Origin of the sequence: Mesorhizobium sp. M0040 (assembly GCF_040323505.1) — a bacterium.
Classification (GTDB): domain Bacteria; phylum Pseudomonadota; class Alphaproteobacteria; order Rhizobiales; family Rhizobiaceae; genus Mesorhizobium.
On the sequence record NZ_JAMYVA010000053.1, the window covers coordinates 16,571 to 34,071 of the forward strand.

General features: G+C 57.6%; 13 protein-coding genes. 9 read left to right on the top strand and 4 right to left on the bottom strand.

Annotated elements, in window-relative coordinates; translation table 11 throughout:
• Window positions 1-314: 314 nt before the first annotated feature.
• Both drmA and drmB read left to right on the top strand, forming a co-directional pair.
• Window positions 315-3,878, top strand: a complete 3,564-nt coding sequence (drmA, locus tag NKJ91_RS28485) for a DISARM system helicase DrmA (protein WP_352458193.1) — start codon at window positions 315-317, stop codon at window positions 3,876-3,878.
• Entirely contained in the window at window positions 3,879-5,783 is a 1,905-nt protein-coding gene (gene drmB / locus NKJ91_RS28490) for a DrmB family protein (RefSeq protein ID WP_352458194.1), read from the top strand.
• A 191-nt stretch (window positions 5,784-5,974) separates the two neighbouring features.
• On the opposite strand, the gene NKJ91_RS28495 is transcribed toward drmB, so the two are convergent.
• The 3 genes from NKJ91_RS28495 to NKJ91_RS28505 all read right to left on the bottom strand — a co-directional run bounded on the left by NKJ91_RS28495 (window position 5,975) and on the right by NKJ91_RS28505 (window position 7,774).
• Complete coding sequence (locus NKJ91_RS28495) at window positions 5,975-6,643, bottom strand: hypothetical protein (RefSeq protein ID WP_352458195.1); 669 nt, start codon at window positions 6,641-6,643, stop codon at window positions 5,975-5,977.
• Window positions 6,643-7,197, bottom strand: coding sequence for a hypothetical protein (locus tag NKJ91_RS28500; RefSeq protein ID WP_352458196.1), 555 nt, complete (start codon window positions 7,195-7,197; stop codon window positions 6,643-6,645). Before NKJ91_RS28500 ends, NKJ91_RS28495 begins: the two co-directional genes overlap by 1 nt.
• A 178-nt stretch (window positions 7,198-7,375) precedes the next feature.
• Window positions 7,376-7,774, bottom strand: coding sequence for a hypothetical protein (locus NKJ91_RS28505; RefSeq protein ID WP_352458197.1), 399 nt, complete (start codon window positions 7,772-7,774; stop codon window positions 7,376-7,378).
• Between the two features lie 1,387 nt (window positions 7,775-9,161).
• Here NKJ91_RS28505 and NKJ91_RS28510 point away from each other — a divergent pair.
• The 3 genes from NKJ91_RS28510 to NKJ91_RS28520 are packed head-to-tail and all read left to right on the top strand — an operon-like array spanning window position 9,162 to window position 12,424.
• Entirely contained in the window at window positions 9,162-10,889 is a 1,728-nt protein-coding gene (locus NKJ91_RS28510; protein ID WP_352458198.1) for a hypothetical protein, read from the top strand.
• Complete coding sequence (locus tag NKJ91_RS28515) at window positions 10,886-11,926, top strand: tyrosine-type recombinase/integrase (RefSeq protein WP_352458199.1); 1,041 nt, start codon at window positions 10,886-10,888, stop codon at window positions 11,924-11,926. Before NKJ91_RS28510 ends, NKJ91_RS28515 begins: the two co-directional genes overlap by 4 nt.
• Before the next feature lie 51 nt (window positions 11,927-11,977).
• Window positions 11,978-12,424 carry a hypothetical protein gene (locus NKJ91_RS28520; RefSeq protein WP_352458200.1) on the top strand — a complete coding sequence of 149 codons (447 nt, stop codon included), beginning with the start codon at window positions 11,978-11,980 and terminating at the stop codon, window positions 12,422-12,424.
• Between the two features lie 245 nt (window positions 12,425-12,669).
• Here NKJ91_RS28520 and NKJ91_RS28525 read toward each other — a convergent pair whose 3' ends face one another.
• Window positions 12,670-14,259: a GmrSD restriction endonuclease domain-containing protein gene (locus NKJ91_RS28525; RefSeq protein ID WP_352458201.1), complete on the bottom strand. Its 1,590-nt coding sequence runs from the start codon at window positions 14,257-14,259 to the stop codon at window positions 12,670-12,672.
• A 64-nt stretch (window positions 14,260-14,323) separates the two neighbouring features.
• Here NKJ91_RS28525 and NKJ91_RS28530 point away from each other — a divergent pair, with 64 nt between their 5' ends.
• From NKJ91_RS28530 to NKJ91_RS28545, 4 genes are all read left to right on the top strand, one after another.
• Window positions 14,324-14,701, top strand: coding sequence for a RusA family crossover junction endodeoxyribonuclease (locus NKJ91_RS28530; RefSeq protein ID WP_352458202.1), 378 nt, complete (start codon window positions 14,324-14,326; stop codon window positions 14,699-14,701).
• A gap of 364 nt (window positions 14,702-15,065) precedes the next feature.
• The gene (locus NKJ91_RS28535) at window positions 15,066-15,491 is read left to right on the top strand and encodes a DUF4145 domain-containing protein (protein ID WP_352458203.1); all 426 of its coding nucleotides are present in this window, start codon (window positions 15,066-15,068) and stop codon (window positions 15,489-15,491) included.
• Window positions 15,492-15,984: 493 nt separating this feature from the next.
• The gene (locus NKJ91_RS28540; protein ID WP_352458204.1) at window positions 15,985-16,374 is read left to right on the top strand and encodes a hypothetical protein; all 390 of its coding nucleotides are present in this window, start codon (window positions 15,985-15,987) and stop codon (window positions 16,372-16,374) included.
• A complete protein-coding gene (locus NKJ91_RS28545) occupies window positions 16,371-17,081 on the top strand; it encodes a hypothetical protein (RefSeq protein ID WP_352458205.1) in 711 nt (236 codons plus the stop codon). The genes NKJ91_RS28540 and NKJ91_RS28545 overlap by 4 nt, the downstream gene beginning before the upstream one ends.
• The last annotated feature ends 420 nt before the right edge of the window (window positions 17,082-17,501 follow it).

Below are 17,501 nucleotides of genomic sequence, written 5' to 3' on the forward strand. Positions count from 1 at the left end.
GACCCGATTGGTAATGTCGCGAGATCGAAGATCATTCGACGTCCCGTCAGCAGGGATTCAGATGAGTGGCTCACTGAAGGTGTCGGTCTCTATCGCGGCAAGGCTCTGAAGCTTCGTGGCCGCCTCGGCAACTACATTGTGCGGCGACTGCTCGAAGGCCTGCCCTGGCACGGGAGTAATTCTGAACAGAGCGGCAGAAGATCGGGGCCTTGGCAGGCGGCCTCCAGTTCTCAACACGAACCGAACGACCTTCGGTTGAATTCTATTGCCTGCGAGCATCTCGATGCTACGGTCAAAAAGGGAGGGGCAGTCGCATGGCGGATTCGGGTTCGGGGGGAGCAGACGGAACAACGCCAAGAGACCGTCTGACAGCATTGCCCAAGCCGACATCGGCGAATGGCGTGCGCGCGCGGCTTCTCGACATGTTGCGGCGCGATCTTGTTGGCCCGCATCCGGATCTCGATCCTGATCTGGAACGCGAGGTTCTCTCCGGCACCAGCCCATCGACTTGGTATCTGACGGGCTATCTCGGTCCACGCCGTCAAGGCTTGAAAGAGAAGCTGATTAAGGCCGTGTCCGGCGCTTCCGAGGAGGAACAATCCGAATTGCTGCTCGAGGAGCAGCGTTCCAGCGAAGGTATGGAACAGGGTGCGCCGGGTCCTGGACAAGCCGCGGACGACGGCGCCACCGAGCGCCCGCCGGTGCGTTCGTTCGAGCCGTCGTCTCTCGGTCTGACCGTCTTGCTGCCGCGCGACGCGACCGAACTGCAAGCGCGTATCAGTTGGGGCGACTATGTCACCGAGCCGCCACTGGACGATGCGGTGTTCTTGCCTGCCGCGCGCGAAAGAGCGGTCGAGGCCGGCGAGCGCCCAAAGGAGCCATCAAAAAACTCGCTCGAATGGCGACGCATTCCCCGCGAAGAACATGTGACAATTGCGCTGAGCGCGCAGCGTGACGGTGCGCCGATCCAAATCCTCATACCCGACAGCGCCGCGCCGCAAGTGCCAGGCGGCGGGCTGCAATTGGTCGTCTCGGCGCGGCCGACGCAGACCGCGGGTATAGACGGCGTCCGCCGCGACCTAATCGCCGTATCTGTGTTTCTCGTCAACGCCCGCGCCGAAACGCTGCGGCGGTTCGGCGATGTAGCCTTCTGCTTCCAGGCGCGGCTCGAGCTTCATTTCCCGGGCGGTTTCGGCGAACGGGATGATCGTGCATCCTACGACGCCAAGGACTTCGACGAGCGTCTGGCCGACCTGCACTATCGGGACGTCTTTTCCTTCGCTGTTGGGCACAACACCTCCGGCGACTGGGAACGAGACGCCGAAGGACGTGTAACGACCGTCTTCACCAATCCGCTGCCGTGCCAGGAAGTGGAGAAGCTTGGTGCGGACATCGAGGTGCCAGGCGTCGAACGCGGCATGGAGGCCCTCGCCAAGGCAGCCAAAGATCCTGCTACACTTCGCGCCGCGCTTTCGTCTCTGCCCGAGGCCTATGCGCGTTGGGCTGACAAACAGGCGGAGGGTATCCCGACCGTCAGAGGCCGGCAGCGGCAAGAGGTGGCTCGGAAATGTCTGGATAACGTCGCGGAGGCAAGAAGGCGTATTGAGGGTGGGATCAATTGCCTGCTGTCGGACCCGATCAGCCGGGAAGCCTTCGCCATCATGAATCGGGTGATGGCGCGCTCCAACAGACAACGCGGATCGACCATCAACGGCAAGCCAGCGGGAGAGCAGAGGAACCCGACGTGGCGCCTGTTCCAGCTTGCCTTCGTCTTGCTCAATCTGGAAGGACTTGCAGATCCGGCACATCCAGACCGGCCGATCGTCGACCTGCTGTTTTTTCCGACAGGCGGCGGGAAGACCGAAGCCTATCTCGGCCTTGCTGCATTCGCCATAGCGCGGCGGCGCCTCGACAATCCCGGCCTGGAAGGCGCGGGCCTTTCGGTCATCATGCGCTATACGCTGCGGCTCCTGACCCTCGACCAGCTGCAGCGCGCGGCCGGTCTCGTCTGCGCACTTGAGCTGGAGCGCTTGTCAGGCAAGCGGCTCGGCTCCTGGCCAATTGAGATCGGCCTTTGGGTCGGCGGGGCGGTGACGCCAAACAACCTCGGCAGCACTAAGAACAACAAGTCCAATACCGCCGTCTATTGGCAACGCGAACACCGCGCGGGTCGAGGGCCAGCGCCCGCACCCCTCAAATCTTGCCCATGGTGCGGGACGAAGTTTGAGCGCGACAGCTTTCACATCCATCCAAGCGGCGTCGCACCGCAACGGCTCGATATCCGCTGCACCAGTATCGATTGCGAATTTTCTTCCGCCGACCGGCTACCGATCGTCGTGGTCGACGAGGAGATCTACCGCCGCCTACCGGCGTTCATGATCGCGACCATCGACAAGTTCGCCAACGTTCCCTGGAATGGTCAGTCCGGCGCATTCTTCGGCCATGTCGAGCGCCATGACGGCACCGGCTTCTACGGCGCGGCAGAACCGGCCGGGGGCCAACGCCTTACGCGCGAGCTGCGCCCGATCGATCTCATCATCCAAGACGAGCTCCACCTGATTTCCGGCCCTCTCGGCACGATCGCAGGCCTCTATGAAACTGCGTTCGATCTGCTGGCTTCGCGGATTATCAACGGCGAGCGGCGTGGTCCAAAAATTGTCGCCTCCACCGCAACCGTGCGCCGAGCCGAAACGCAGATCAGAAACCTGTTCGGCCGGTCGCGAACGGCGATCTTTCCTCCGCCCGGAGTCAGCCGCGACGATTCTTTTTTTGCCAAGATCGACAACGATACGCCTTCGCGCGTCTACACGGGCGTCGCATCTCCTGGGCGCGGGCCGAAATTGGTTTTCCTTCGTACGCTTCAGACGTTGCTGTCCGGTGCCGCCGCGCTATCGACCGGAGCCCAAGATGATCCAGCCGACCCGTATCTGACTGCCCTTTGCTACTTCAACGCTCTGCGCGAGCTCGGCGGCGCGCGCCGCATCGTCGATGACGAGGTCCGCGCGCATCTGACTAACTACGGTTCAAGCCGCTTCCGTGGCGAGCCGCAGGGAAAGCCGTTTGCCGACCGCACTCTGCGCGAAATCCAGGAACTCACGTCGCGGTACAGCACAGATCAGGTTTCCGAAGCACGCACTCGCTTGGGATACCCGGTGCGTGACAAGAATGCGGTCGATGTGGCACTCGCGACCAACATGATCTCAGTCGGTCTCGATATCGGTAGACTTGGCCTCATGGTCGTCCAAGGCCAGCCAAAGACCGCTGCTGAATACATTCAGGCAACATCACGCGTGGGCCGCGAGGCAGACAAGCCCGGCCTTGTCGTAACTTTGCTCAATATCCACAAGCCGCGAGACCGGACGCACTATGAGCAGTTCCGAGCGTTCCATATGAGCTTCTATCGAGCAGTCGAAGCGACCAGCGTGACGCCGTTCGCGCCGCGCGCTCTGGATCGCGCGCTTGCAGCTATGGTGGTTGCAGCGGCCAGGCATGTAGAGCCGGCACTGACTCCCGAGGCAGGCGCAGAATATTTGGCAGACAATGCACAAGCATATGATGCCGTGAAGGCGGTTGTTTCAGAGAAGATGCGAACAGCAGGTCATCCGAAGGAAGTCATCGATCGGTGCCTGGAGCGCATGGATGCCCTGAAGAATGCCTGGATCGAGATTGCGGACAAGCAAACGAAAGGCGGGGACAAGTTTGCGTATGCGAACGAGGATCCTGTGCGTCGGCTTCTCCAGGATCCTTTTGGACACCGCGCGAACATGGACGCCAAGCGCCGCTGGTTTGTGGCGGCACGATCGATGCGAGATACCGAACCCGTGTCCCTCCTGAAGCTTAGAAGCCCGGATGGCCGAACCTTCGACACTGGAAATTGAATGGCCGACGTTACACAAAGTTTCAGCCAACTCCTCCTGACATATGGGCCGGGAGCCATGATGGACCTTCCCGAGCAGGCCGTGGTTGTTTCGGGGCTGCAGGGTTGGCGTCATGTTGGGAGCGAATGGCAGCCCGTTTCAGAAGAACGACTTGTGCCACTGTTACGGCAACAGCTCGGCGACAAGCTCGGCCCAAATTTTTCCGGGTTACGTCAGCCGCCAGCCTATGACGAGGAGCGGCGCGATCACAATGCCCCCGGCGTCGAGGTCATGATTTTCCCGACTTGGTTCACGGTGGATGAGATCAAGCCTGTTGCTTCGACAAGCTCCAGCGATGGTTCGGCCGGGTCAACAGGGGAGAAGCGGCGAAGGATCGTGGAGTTTGGAGACCTCACCGCCACCAAGGCAGGCAAGCTCTCCTATAACGGCGATGGAAAGAAGGTCGAAGTCAATCCGGTTCGCTTTGTTGCGGCATGCGCAAAGGGTCATCTCCAAGATATCGACTGGCGCTTCTTAACGCACCGAAATGGCGATCGCAGCTGTCGAAAAGCGCTGTTTTGGGTTGACCGAGGTGTCAGCTCCGATCCATCTGATATCTCGATCAGATGCACTTGCGGCGCAATTGTCACGCTTGGCGACCTGTACAAGCCAAAGTTTCTCGGACCTTGCCAATGCCACAGTCCCTGGCTTCAACCTCGGCGCGTAGTTGGGGAGACTTGTGAGAACGATCTGCGTCTGCTGCCACGTTCCGCAACAAACACGTACTTTGCTCAGACCGTGACCGTTATTTCGCTGACGAAATCAGACGACCGGGTCAGGCAAACCATTCAGGAGCATCGCCCTACGATCGACGGGATTCGCGGCCTACCGAATTTGGTCGATGTGCTTCGAAGCTTGCCCAATACAAAGCAAGCATTCTCAGATTTTGCGGATGAAGAGATAGTTCGCGCGCTGGAAACAGAAAGCGAAGCAGGCTCGGCCGTGTCGGCGAATCCCAGGATCGCCGAGTTCGATTTGTTGTCATCCGGCGCTTCGATAATCGGAAACGACGGGCCTGGGTCATTCCTCTACGCCGAAACCCTTGGTCACCACCACCTGAGCCCTCCTTGGGATGTTTTTTTGAAAAGCGTCGTCAAGGTTCATCGGCTGAGAGAGGTGACCTGTCTCTACGGGTTTACGCGACTCGAACCGCCACCGACGTCTGCGGAAAGTGAGCTCGATGAAATTCAGCTCGCGGTCGACGGTGCCGACCTCTCACGCAACGTTGAATGGCTGCCCGCTATCGAGCAGTTTGGCGAAGGAATTTTCCTCAACGTATCCCCCGAATTTTTGAAGGGCTGGTTGGCCAAGCCACAGGTTGGCGACAGAGCCCATCTTTTGAAGGAGGGCGAACGTCGTGACGCCGAGCGGTTCAACAGGCCTCCGATCTATCTCGGCGCCGCCTACTGGGCTCTTCACTCTCTCTCCCACGCTGTCATGGCAGAGTTGGCCCTGGAATGCGGTTACCCGATTTCTTCTCTAAAGGAACGGATTTACGCCAGCGGCAGCGGCCAAGCAGATCGCTTTGCGATCCTAATCTATACGTCAACGGCAGGTGGGCAGGGCACGCTGGGAGGTCTGAGCAATATGGCGCATGACATACAGCGCCTGTTGGCGAATGCGATTACGAGGTTGGGGCTTTGTTCAAATGACCCAATTTGTGCCGAACACGGTCCTCACTCTGATCATGATGATAGACCGCTTCAAGGGGCGGCCTGCCATGGGTGCCTCCTGTTGCCGGAAACGTCGTGCGAGGCCCGCAACACCCGTTTGGACCGGAGTTTGCTAGTAGAAACGGTGCTAGGGCTAAAGCATGCGATGTTTGGGCCTGTCCCACCTCTTTCAGGCCGGATGCCATCGCGGTAGGCTTATTCAGCATAGTAGCGGTTCGCGCACGGCGGCCGAAAGGTCGCCCTCATGCGGAGCGATTTGGCTCGCGCAACTCTCCGACCAGATCTTGCGGAAGCGATCCTCGGAGGCGATGCAGTCCTTTACCGCACCGCGGCCACGTCTACCGTCTTATCCTTAGCGGTACCCATAGAGGTTGCCGAGCGAGGCTATTGGGTCTTAAAATTGCGGAAGATCTTCTCGAATGATCCACGCAGCCGTATTTCTAGGTCCGGCGCCATCGGCGACATGCCGATCTCATATTCTTTGTTGTGTCGAGAGAAGAGCCGATCGACCGAACCGGTGTTTTGCGTAGACACGAAGAAACGCCCGTTTGTGTAGATGTCGTTGATCAGCCCCAGATAGGATCGTCCGAGGTTCACTCCAAGACTACTGCTGAGATAATATTTGCACTCGATAGCGAGCAGCACCTTGCTCGACCTCGGGTTTACGCTCTCAGCGCGACACGTGTTGGCCTCGTCCTTGTAGATGATGGCCACATCGCATTCATGGTTCACTTTTGATTTCCCCGATACATAAATGCCTATATGTGACTCTAGCATGGGACATCCGGTGAAGTGGATCTCCGCATGGCAATAATCGTGCGTCGTTGAAAAGATCGAAGAGGGTGAGGTGCGGAACCAGAAGTTGGTCGCCGGACCTCCAGAGCGGGCGATGAGCCGGATCGTAGCACCCTCGCGTCGGGCGGCTTCGAGCACGAGCGCCCACATATAGCATTCGTAGAGATCGTTGCCGGCCGACGCCGCAGAAAGGTTGGCATTCGTTGCCGGCCCAAGGGCAGCGGCGATATCACCCCACATGCCGGTTCGGAGCGGCATTAGATTGCCACCCGGAGCTCTGTAAAAGCGCGCTTCCTTAGGCCATCCTCTTGCGATAGTTCATTAAGCAGGTGAGCAAGGGGCATTGTCGCCTCGGTCGATTCGGCGATGGTTGCCCAATCCACGCGCAGGCTCGGCTCTGCGGCTCCTCCAGCGGCTGCTAGGGAGACCGACACGGACTCGGCGTCCTGCTTGGTCGAGCTAAAGCGCTCGATCGTATCGAGGAAGCGGGATGCCATCATTTGCGGCGCGATGAAAGCGAGACCGAGCGCCTCGACCAGCAAGTCAAGCTGCTCGACCTTGGAGTATTCCTTCTTACCGACAAACTCGCCGGTAGAGGACGTGCGTGTCCGAGGAACGCCTGCGACCTCATCAAGGCCAGGACTCTGGCGAACCGTCAGCTTTCTATCCACCGGGCGGCCCGCTTCTATCTCGGCCCGCCACTGGCTGATGAGATCCGCGATGCTGAGCCTACCGGGCCGCAGGGCCTCTTCTGGGATTGCCCCCAACATCGTGGAGATCAAAAGGCCGGCTTCCTTCTCAGTAATGGCCATACGAAATCAGTCCCCTGCATCCCCAACGATGCACCATTCATCACGATGAAACCTTCCAAGAGCAAGGGAAGAAATGTCCATGCTCAATTCAACGTGGCCAAGGACCCAAGGCCTTGCGCAGAGACTAAGCATCGTGACGTGCCATTGCTCTTCGCCGCGAGTTTACAAGCGAATACAATCAGCTGCCGGCTTTGATGTAGTGGGGGAGCATCCTGTTGACAATGATTGCTGACTCCTCGTCAGCGAAGGGCAGCACAGCGCGCATCGCAGTTACGTATGCAGCATCTGTCATCGACCTCGTTGAGGACTCTGTTGCCCTTTCGAACCGCCCCCGTGAAACCGCGTCCATCTTGCGCTGAAGTTCGATCCGCGATGTGGGCTGAAGACGTTCCTTTTCCATTTGGGAAATGTTGAGGTTGAGACGGTACTCGTCGACGGGGTCCTCAGATCTCGTACTCGTCCCGGCGTTTGCAAAGTGGAGTTTCAGTTCCGGAGTGGCAAGGTCCTGAGGGCGCGAAACCGATGCACGCGCCAAGATTGCCATCTGCTGTGGGTTGAAGTTGTTATGCAGTGTCATGTGGGCTCCTTGATTGAAATTATGAGTTCAGAATCCCTTAAGCGGTGAATACCAAGGACCGTACGGGAGCAATCCTGGATCTCAAGGGCACATCAACTCTCCGGCCAGAGCATGCTTTCGCATGTCAGCTTAAGAGTATTTGTCGGGAGAAGGTCGCAGCTACCCGGTAGCCTAGGCCATTTACAACCATAAGAAACTTTATACGAAATGTCAATAAATTGTTGACACCGGCTCACCAGATATAAGTAGCCGATGGCGGAGGACTCGACTTCCAGCCTCCGAAAGACAGCTGGATAGCGAGCTCATCCGCATGGCCGACGGGGCGTTCAAGAAACATACCTGATCATCTGAAACGAATGCTACGATTATTGGTCCGGAGCTGCTTATATTGAATTGTGCCGGGTAAAGGGCAATGGGACCCTCGAGATTCAAGAACGGGCGCTCAATACCTACAATCATCAATGTCCACCCTGGAGTTCCGAAGCTGCACGGATGGCTTAAGGAGAAATCTCAGGCCTAAGCCAGCCACGAAATCCGCGCCACTCGGGGACGAGGTTAGCCTCACCGGCCGGAGGCAAAGCCCCAGGGCAGTAAGGCGCGGAGGTGAGTTTGCCCTTGGGCACGGTCGCAACTCGGCCGAGCGGCAACCCGAAGGTGCCCACCCGTGTAGCCAACTATGGCCGGCTTCTGCACACACTCCGGGCACCCTCGGCTCACGCGGCCTTCTCCACGTCCGTTATGATCATCGCAACCGCCGGGTTGAAGCGCGCCGAGATCCACTCTCCTCATACAAGTTGGAGACGTGCACCCAACTGTCCCTTCCAGCTGTCCCTTCCAGCAAAAGCTTCATCATGGACTGCGCCCCTGGATTTCATATTGAGGCCGAGCAATCTCATTTTGGTGCCTGGGGACCCTGAAAATTCATCCCAAAATTTTCCAATATAGGTAACTCTTCTAACGCTCTCACTAAATGTGTCAGTTCCTCGCGATTGGTGTGTAGATCGGCATCAAGTATAGACCCGACGTGTTGTTCAGTTTTCCAGCGGAATATCCCTTGAGAATACAAAAGGGATACGTACGTTAACCATTCCGATTAAGGTTAAGATTTACCTTAACATTACGATCTGCTTGTACCATTCTGATTTATTTGTTTTGTTGATTGGCGTGAGCAGTGGAAAACTGCGGTGCCTCGAAGCCGATGCGTCGGATCGATCGGGCGGAATGGACATAGTCAATTGGCTAGTCACACCGCCTGGGCCGCCAGGGTAGCTTCTTCTACGACTTCATCTGTTTCGTAGAAGAGGGTATTCCCAAAATCTGCTCCTAACCGCAACTGCCGGGAACCCGGTTTTTGCTTCGTCAACCGATGGAATTAGGAGAAAATGAAATGAACATGATCTTTACCCCGGCACCGAAAATGAACCAGGTGCTTGCTGCCGTTATGTCCCGGTCGGACATCCCCATGTTGAAGCGCCAGGAATACGAGGCGGCGCTTCGCAACCTTGAAAGGTGGTGCGGACAGACCCTGAAGGACATCCCCGCCACCGTAGCCGACCTGCGCAACATCTACAGCCGGCTGGAACCCGCCGCTCTCGGGATTAAGCCCAAGACGTTTGCCAACGTGAAGAGCCTGTCGCTCAGCGCAGTGGCAAGGAGTGAGGTTGCATCAGTCACGCTTGCTCATCAACGTAAGCGGGGCCCCAAGCCGCGCGAATGGGCCGAGCTCTGGAACAGGTTGAGGCGTCCCATTCACCAGAACAGCCTCTCGCGGTTGATGAACTGGTGTAGCCGTGCGGGAATCTCTCCCGCCGAGGTCAACTCTAAGGTTATTGAGCGGGTGATGGCCGATATGGCGGAAACGTCGCTTCGTCCGAACCAGTATCAGGTGCAGCGCACCATGGCGAAGATGTGGAACGAGATCGTCGACATCTTCCCCGAGAAGCACCTGCAAAAGGTGGACGTGCCTGTGTCGCGTTCGCGCCGTACCCGCGTTCCGCCGACCGAATTTCCAGACAGCTTTCGGCAGGACTGGAATGCCTTTGCTGCGTGGGCGCACGGCGAAGATGTGTTCGCAGACGATGCCCGTCCGAAGCGGCTGAAGCAGACCACGCTCGATGGATATTTCCAACGCGTCCATTTGGCAGCCAGCACCCTGGTGCAGACCGGCGTGGACGTCGCCTCTATTCAGAGCATCGCCGACCTGGTTGCGGTCGATGCCTTCAGGCGCATTCTTCGCAAAAGGCACGAAGTCACCAACGGGCAGCCTTCCTACGAAAACTTCCACTTGGCTTGGCTCCTGTTTCGGCTCGCACGCGATTGGGTAAAAGTTGACGAAGAGACTCTCGCTGAACTCAAACAATTGGCCAGGAAGGCACGGCCACCGACCTTCGGGATGACACGCAAGAACACGCTTCTGGTCAAGAAGTTCGACGATGCTGACGTCAAGAGGCGTTTTCTGACCGCGCCTGACCGCATGTGGCAGGACGTGCAGAATAGCCAGCGGCGCAACCGTTTGCGCCTGGCAGAGGCCCAGGGTGCGCTCGGCATCGAGATCCTGATGTCTGCGCCAGTACGTCTGAAGAATCTGACCGCCCTGGCGTTCGAAGAGCACCTGTTTCTTCGCGAAAGGGGAATTTCGACGTTGATGTTGTCGGCAGACGAGACAAAGACGGGCGAGAATCTTGAGTTCGACATCCCACCCAAGCTTGCTGCACGTCTCATCGAGTATCACGATGTGATTGCGCCTGCTGTTATCGGCCATAAGCCGAAGCACCTGTTTGTTACTGACGATGGGAGGGTGAAGGGGTTCGCGGGGGTGCGCTACCTCGTGCAGCGCTATTTTAAACAGTATGTCGGCATGCACATGAATCCGCATGCGTTCCGGCATCTGGCCGCCAAGTTCATGCTGGACTCCAGTCCAGGCGGGTACGTGATGGTGCAGCACCTGCTCGGTCACCAGAAATTGGAGACGACAGCCGCCTTCTATTGCGACGAGAACAGCCGTCGTGCCGGACGTCACCATAATACTCTGTTGACCAAGGCTCTCGACGAGAGCCGTGCGAACCGGCGCGATGCCAGCCGGTCACGCCGCCCTCGCTCGGAGGACGTGGAATGACACGTCACCTCAACAGCGGCTTGCCGTTCCACGCTTGGCCTTTGCAGGACAGGGAATTGTTCGGGCGTGCGTTCGAAGGCGTCGATCTCTTCGATAGGGGGCCAGGGTCATCCCTGGCCCCGGCTACCAAATATGGCAGGAAGGCAAACTACGGCCTGTGGCTTAACTTCCTGTCCCACACTTTCCCGGATACCCTTGTTCTCCCTCCGGGGGAGCGCGTCGACCGGAAGCGGATCCAGGAATACGTTGACTATCTGCGGGAGAACTGCCGCGAAACGACCATCGTACATTGCCTTGCACGTCTGTTCTATACGATCCGGGCGTTCTGCCCGGATCGTGACTGGCACTGGCTCTACCGAATCTCCAGGCGCATCGCCGCAAAGGCAGTGCCGATCAAGCATCGCCAGGTGTTGAGTTCGGAACTCTATGCTCTTGGTTTGCGACTGATGGATCGTGCCCTCATCAAAGCAAATGCACTGGGACGCCTTACAAAGAGCTGCGCCATCGCCTATCGCGACGGTCTGCTGATCGCAACGCTGGCGGAAGCTCCCATGCGCCGGGGAGCCTTCTCCCGTCTGCAGATCGGCGACCATGTTGTGCGGATCGGCCAGCAATGGTGCCTGATGGTGCCAGCGGAAAACACCAAGACCAGGAATGCACAAGAGTACGAGCTGTCAAAGCGACTGTCTCGCTCCATGGACACCTATCTTGATCAGATCCGCCCGGAGTTCCCGGGTGCTGACACGCACAATAGTCTCTGGCCGTACGAAGGGCGTCCGATGACCGATAAGATGATCAGGAGGCGCATCATCAAGTGGACGCGACTAGGTTTGGGCTTTGAGGTCAATCCCCATCGCTTCCGCAACGCTGCTGCCACCTTCATCTCGATTGCCGATCCCGGGAACATCCGGGTGGCCAAAGATCTGCTCGGACATCGATCGTTCGCCATGACAGAGAAACACTACATCGACGGTGCTCAATCTCGCACGGCAGGCCGGGAATTGGCGGCAATCCTCGCGGAGCGCGGACGGACTTAGTCCGCGCCCACCTTACCGCGCCGGGCGCTGGACTGGCGGCGGTGCCTAAACATGGAACTGGAGATCTTCTTCCTGCGCCGGGCCGAGCCCGGCGCCGGCGGATCTTCGACGATTGGAAACCAAATGACGAAAATATTGTCTTGGAAGCGAGATCAACCGATATTGAACGGTGCCGTCGTTCTGGCACGACGCCCTGGAGAGAATGGACTTGTCGGACTCGTCGAGACCAGCCTGTTCATGAATTGGTCGTCTACGCGCGTACGCTTTTGGTGGACGGCCATCATTACTGACGCCGCGCTCGGTCTCACGTTCGATGTCGATGGCATCAACGATGCCGAGGCACACGCCAGCCATAGCCGGAGAAAACACCCGAACTGGGAAATCACAGTTTGGGATGCGCACGACGACAACCTTCCAATTTCGATCGATTGGACCGGATGGGCCAACGCGGATGACAAATACTGCCATCGAAATCCGACGTTCGCTATGAAGGGGTGAGCTGGCTGTTCGCCGCTGTCTTAGATTTCTGATAAATGATACTGAAGCCCCTTGGTAAGCCCTTCTCTGACCGATAGCAGTCAGACTGAACGTCAGGAATGCGCTTCCATCTTGTCATAGAACTCAGTTTTGCTTCACCTGAGAGCACACATCTCCGACACATCGCATTCCATGATTGTTGGGTATGCGCCCGATCGTGGCAAAGGCAGGCGGGTAAGTGGCGGAAGAAAACAAAGCGATCCTAGCTAGCTTTTCAGAGAGTCACATATCGGGTGGGTAATCTGGGCATTTTCAAAATGATTGCCTCCGCCCTCACGAACCCGGTGCTTATGGTCAATGTGCATAGAGTTTTTGTGGACCATCGCACCACACAACCCACACTTTGGCGCACCTGCAACAGCAGTGTTGATGAACGCGGCCGATCTGGTGCCCTTGTTGAAGCCAGTCTTTTTCTCGGACTCTTCGCTTGGCCTTCTGAGTAATGGCGGCTTGGCGGGTAGCAGATACTGGAAGTTCGGGTTTTCCGAAAACTGGGCAAGGATCTCCTCTCCGGTTTTTCCGGTTTGGAAGGCAAGCAACGCGCTCGACAGGTAGAGCACCAGCTGCGGTACGCTTCGTTCGCCGGCACCGAATTTGTGAACAGTAAGACTGACATGCTCCTTATGGTGAAGTAGAAAAGCCTCGAACTTGGCCCGCGTAGCTAGGAATTCTCTGACCGTTCCTGAGCTGATGATGCCGTCGATGAATCGTGAGGTTGCGAAGAACGCGGACGGCAGAAAGGCGCCGGTGCGGCTGTAGAAATAAACGACCGGGTGAAGCCCGTATGAGCTGGATTGATCCCCGGTGATTCGCTCGATGAGTTTGTTCGTCTTCTCCAGGTAATGAATGGTCTCGACGCCATCGGTCTCTTCCGGCAAGCCGGGCTCAGACTTTCGCTTCCCGTCTGGCACGGTGACCTTGTTGACCTGGTTGATGAGGTCAAAAACGAACGGCAGGGCATTGTACCCTTTCCCCGCCACCGGCAAATCCAGCGTCCTTACCGGGCCTTCACCGATTGGCGGCTCGTAGAGCGCTTGGTAGATGCTCTTCCCTAGCTCCTTAATGCGCGTTTGTTTGACGGGGTCGAATGGCGACCAATACTGGTGCCCGGTGCCTGCGCGTGTCACCGCTCTTGCCGCGATGGCGCTGGCAGACTTTCTTGACCGGAGTATCTTTTTCTCGGTCGGATTGATGGGTGTCGCGGCTTCATTGATTTTGAAGAACGATTTCTCAGCCACTTCCCTGTCGACGGTGGGCACCCACTGGGCCGTGACATATTGATTAGCGAGGTTGTTGTAGCGAATTTGCATGGGGGGCGGCAGGGCGCCGGGGTTGTTTCGGGCACCAACATACTCCCCATAGCTGCCTACCGACGCCTTCACGAGTTTTCGCGTGCGATCGGCAATGCGCCTTTGGTCGTCGGATACACGCCCGCCAAAATAGTCGAGTGATTTCCGATTATCGCCGTAGTCGTCCAGCACCCACGCCAGGAGCGCGCTGAGGCGGTGGGCGCCGTCGATGACGAAGGAGAAATTGCCTGCCGACCACAGGATAATCGCAGGGATCAGCTCGGCGTCTACGAATGACCTGATGAGGTCGACAACCTTGTCCGGCGTCCAGTCGGCGGTCTCCCGCTGAAAATCTGGCTTCCGCAGCCGCGTGGCAAAAAAGTGGTTGTCGAGGTGGTGGATGTCGATACGTTCCTGGCCGCTTGAACCGGGCCTATCTCCGCCTCCTTCGATGAAGAAGTCCTCGCGCGGAATGAGAGCGTCGAGATTCACAACATTTGTAGCCATCGTTCCCCCAGTAGGCGTCTTGTGGCGCCTATGCTGTCCTCATAGCATAAGTACTTGCCGCGTATTGGCGTTTCCGACATCGTTCAATAACGTGTTCCCGGCCAAGGATTACACCCTGGGGCGCGCATTATCCCAAAACATACACCGCCTGGAAAAGCAGGCAGAGGCTGACCTTAGGAAGCAGGTTACGGTGCAATTGGCGGGACGCCTGAGCGTCGTGATTGAGTGCGAGGAGATGCCGCCCAAGAGCGATAGCAACAAGCAACGACAGGCTCGCTTGAAAGGAGGGTGGCCACGCGATGTCGACAACCGGACTAAATCGGTTCTCGATGCAATGAGGGCGGCTGGTGTGTGGCTGGATGACAGTGAGGTGGTTCGGTTAGTGGTGGAGAAGCGATACGGCCCATTTGACCGAGCCTTGATTAAGGTTGAAGAAGTTTAGCTATAGCGATTCTCCGCGCCTCTGTCGGTGGACCAACACTGGGATAAGAAAATTGGCGACACTACCGGGAATCTCGCGACTTAGAGAGTTAGCGGACTCACTTGGGGTTCCGAAGCTTTTCATACGCCCTGATGGCAGATGCCCCCATTGCTCTACCCCAAACCCGACCTTCGAACAATGGTGGATCACTAATGGCCCGGTTGAGAACAAGTTGGGCGGCGCCCAGTATCCGTGGGGTACTTACTTCTGCACAGCGTGTGGCGGAGGATTGCTGGCACGTGGAGAAGCTGGCGGTAAAGGCGAGGATGGGCCGATTACACTAACTATCCCAAGTCCAAGGTCCGTTCACGAAGATTTGCCCCCGATGGCGAAACGGTTCCTGCAGCAAGCCATGGATACGCTGCATGCGCCAGACGCCGCCGCGATGACGGCGGGATCAGCCGTGGATGCCATGCTCAAGGAAATCGGCTACGAGAAAGGGTCAGTTTACGAACGCATCAATTTGGCCGTAAAGGACCACAAACTCACTGAAAGCATGGGCGAATGGGCTCACGAAGTGCGGCTCGGTTCCAATCGGCCCCGTCATGCCGACGCCGAACGGCCCCATGTCCTTCCAGGAGAAGCGGCGCAAGCTGTCGAATTTGCGGAATCGCTCGGCCACTTCCTCTTCGTTCTGACAAAGAGGATCGAGCGTGGCAGACTTGCGGCTACTGAAGCCTCCAATCCGGTGACAACTGAGCCGGAGGAGCCAAAGCAGCAAGGGCGCAAGACTGCCCTTGACCCGTTATAAGGCTCGGAAAACTTCGAAAGCGAAATGCTGCACGTCATATCGCCAAATAGAAACCCATAGGTGACGCGAGGCCGGATGGCCTCTAGTTCGCGGTAATCTGGCTTCAGATGGGTGGTGTCGGTGCCAGCAAGGAGCCGATCGACGCCTTGGTGATTGCCGGTTTGCTCTAGGCTCTCCAAGGCGACAAGGGCTGGCCGAATGGCTGAGCAATAATAGCTATGGAAAACGCAAGGAGGGGTCGAGCATAGCGGAGATCCCCCCAACCCCATCGGGACAATTAAGTGCGAACTCAAGGAGACGCAGCCTGTATCGTCCATCAGGAAAATAGGCCGTCTGTGGGCGACGGCAACAGTGCGGCGACCAAGGGCGGCGTACTCAAGCTTGACGTGGCGATGGAAGGGGCTTGTAAGTAATCAGACACTGCGGGTAACCGATGGCAAGCCGACAAGTCCAGAGCATTACGGAGCGACTGCCCTACTCTCTGAGAGAGGGTGTGAACGGCTACGTTGACGCCGTTGCCGCGGTAGTTCCTGACATCGCGAGGGACGTCCGTGTCGAGATCAGCGGCGACAGGCTGGACCAATTCCTGCTCATCGTCGCCATCCGCAGGATCTGGTCCACCGTAAACAGCCAGTTCTGGATCATGAACGATTGCATCAGCGTGGCAACGCGAACACCTCCGGGGTCGGAAGGCCCGCCTCAAACACGCGGCTTCCGCATCGGGCGGGACGAAATCAGCCAAGATTCCTCGGCAGTCGTGGAAGGGAGAAACCTTCGTCAGGAACTCTATAAGTTGATAGTTAAGCTCGACATCGAACACCTCGTTGGGGAAAGCAGCAGTCTGAGTGATGTGGCCGCGAAGATGTTCGTGAGGGAAGGTTGAACGTCGCCGAAATTGAGAAAGAGCTTAAAGCCTTCATCAACAAGCACTCCGTCCAATTCGAGCACCTGGCGGTTAGGGAGACTGCACTTCTAGAGCTGGGCGCCCTTACTATGGCGACCGAACATTACCGGCTGGCCGGGTACACGGTCACGGTGGAGAACGCGATCAACGGCCTCTTCGTGGCCAAGCTGTCGTCTCGCGGGTACCCTTATAATTTCTCATGGTTCAAGTGTGTTAAAGGTGACGAGCTTTACGAGATACATTCCAATCTCTCGGTGATGGGTGGCCATAAAGATGAGGCAGTCTATGTCGTCGACGTGGCTGTCGTTGTAGGCGACGACAAGGTGCCAAAGACTAAACCAAAGCAGAAATGGGTGGCGCTGGACAACAAGGCGCTGGCGACGTTCGCTGAAGTGAAAAAGCTGGTCGTGTACCCGATGCTACTCGCTCAGTTCATCGGAATTGTGCACGAAATTACGCCTTCAAGGCTCAAAAAGCTGAAGGCCGGCCTGCCTGCCGACAACCACTTCCCGCCTTCTCTGATCACGCTAGGGTATCTGACCGCGACCTCAAGCAAGGCCCTGAAGGGGTTTGCAAAACGGAAGTTCAGGGTTTGCGTCGTCCACAACTTCGATATGTATCTCTCGCAGATGAGGCGAGGCGAGGCATCGAAGTCGCCTTTCGTGATGGTACAGACCATCCTGTAATAAAAACCCGGCTGCAGGCGGGGGCGTGGCAGGTCGGCGTGAGGAGGAAGGCTCACGGGGACACATCGCGCTCTGCCATCTGCTTCCTTTTTGGACAGGGTGAGATGGTCCATACGCCATCGGCGCGCTTTCCATGAAAACCGTTGCGCCTCTGGGCTATTCCTTGCCTTGCGGCGTGAGGGAACAAAGGAAACACGACGTGGTCCGCTTCCAGCCCCAATGCTGCCGGGCCGCAATGCGCCTCATGGTGGCCGTAGACATCGTGCCGGCCGCATCCGCAGAGCAGACATTTCAGAAGATCGGCAGGTTACTGGTCTCTAGGTCGTGAACCCATAAAGGGTTGCGGAGTGAGCGGGCTCATGCTCTGACGGTGCAGCAAGCCGATCCGCGAGACACTGATGCGTAGCGAGAACGTCGAGA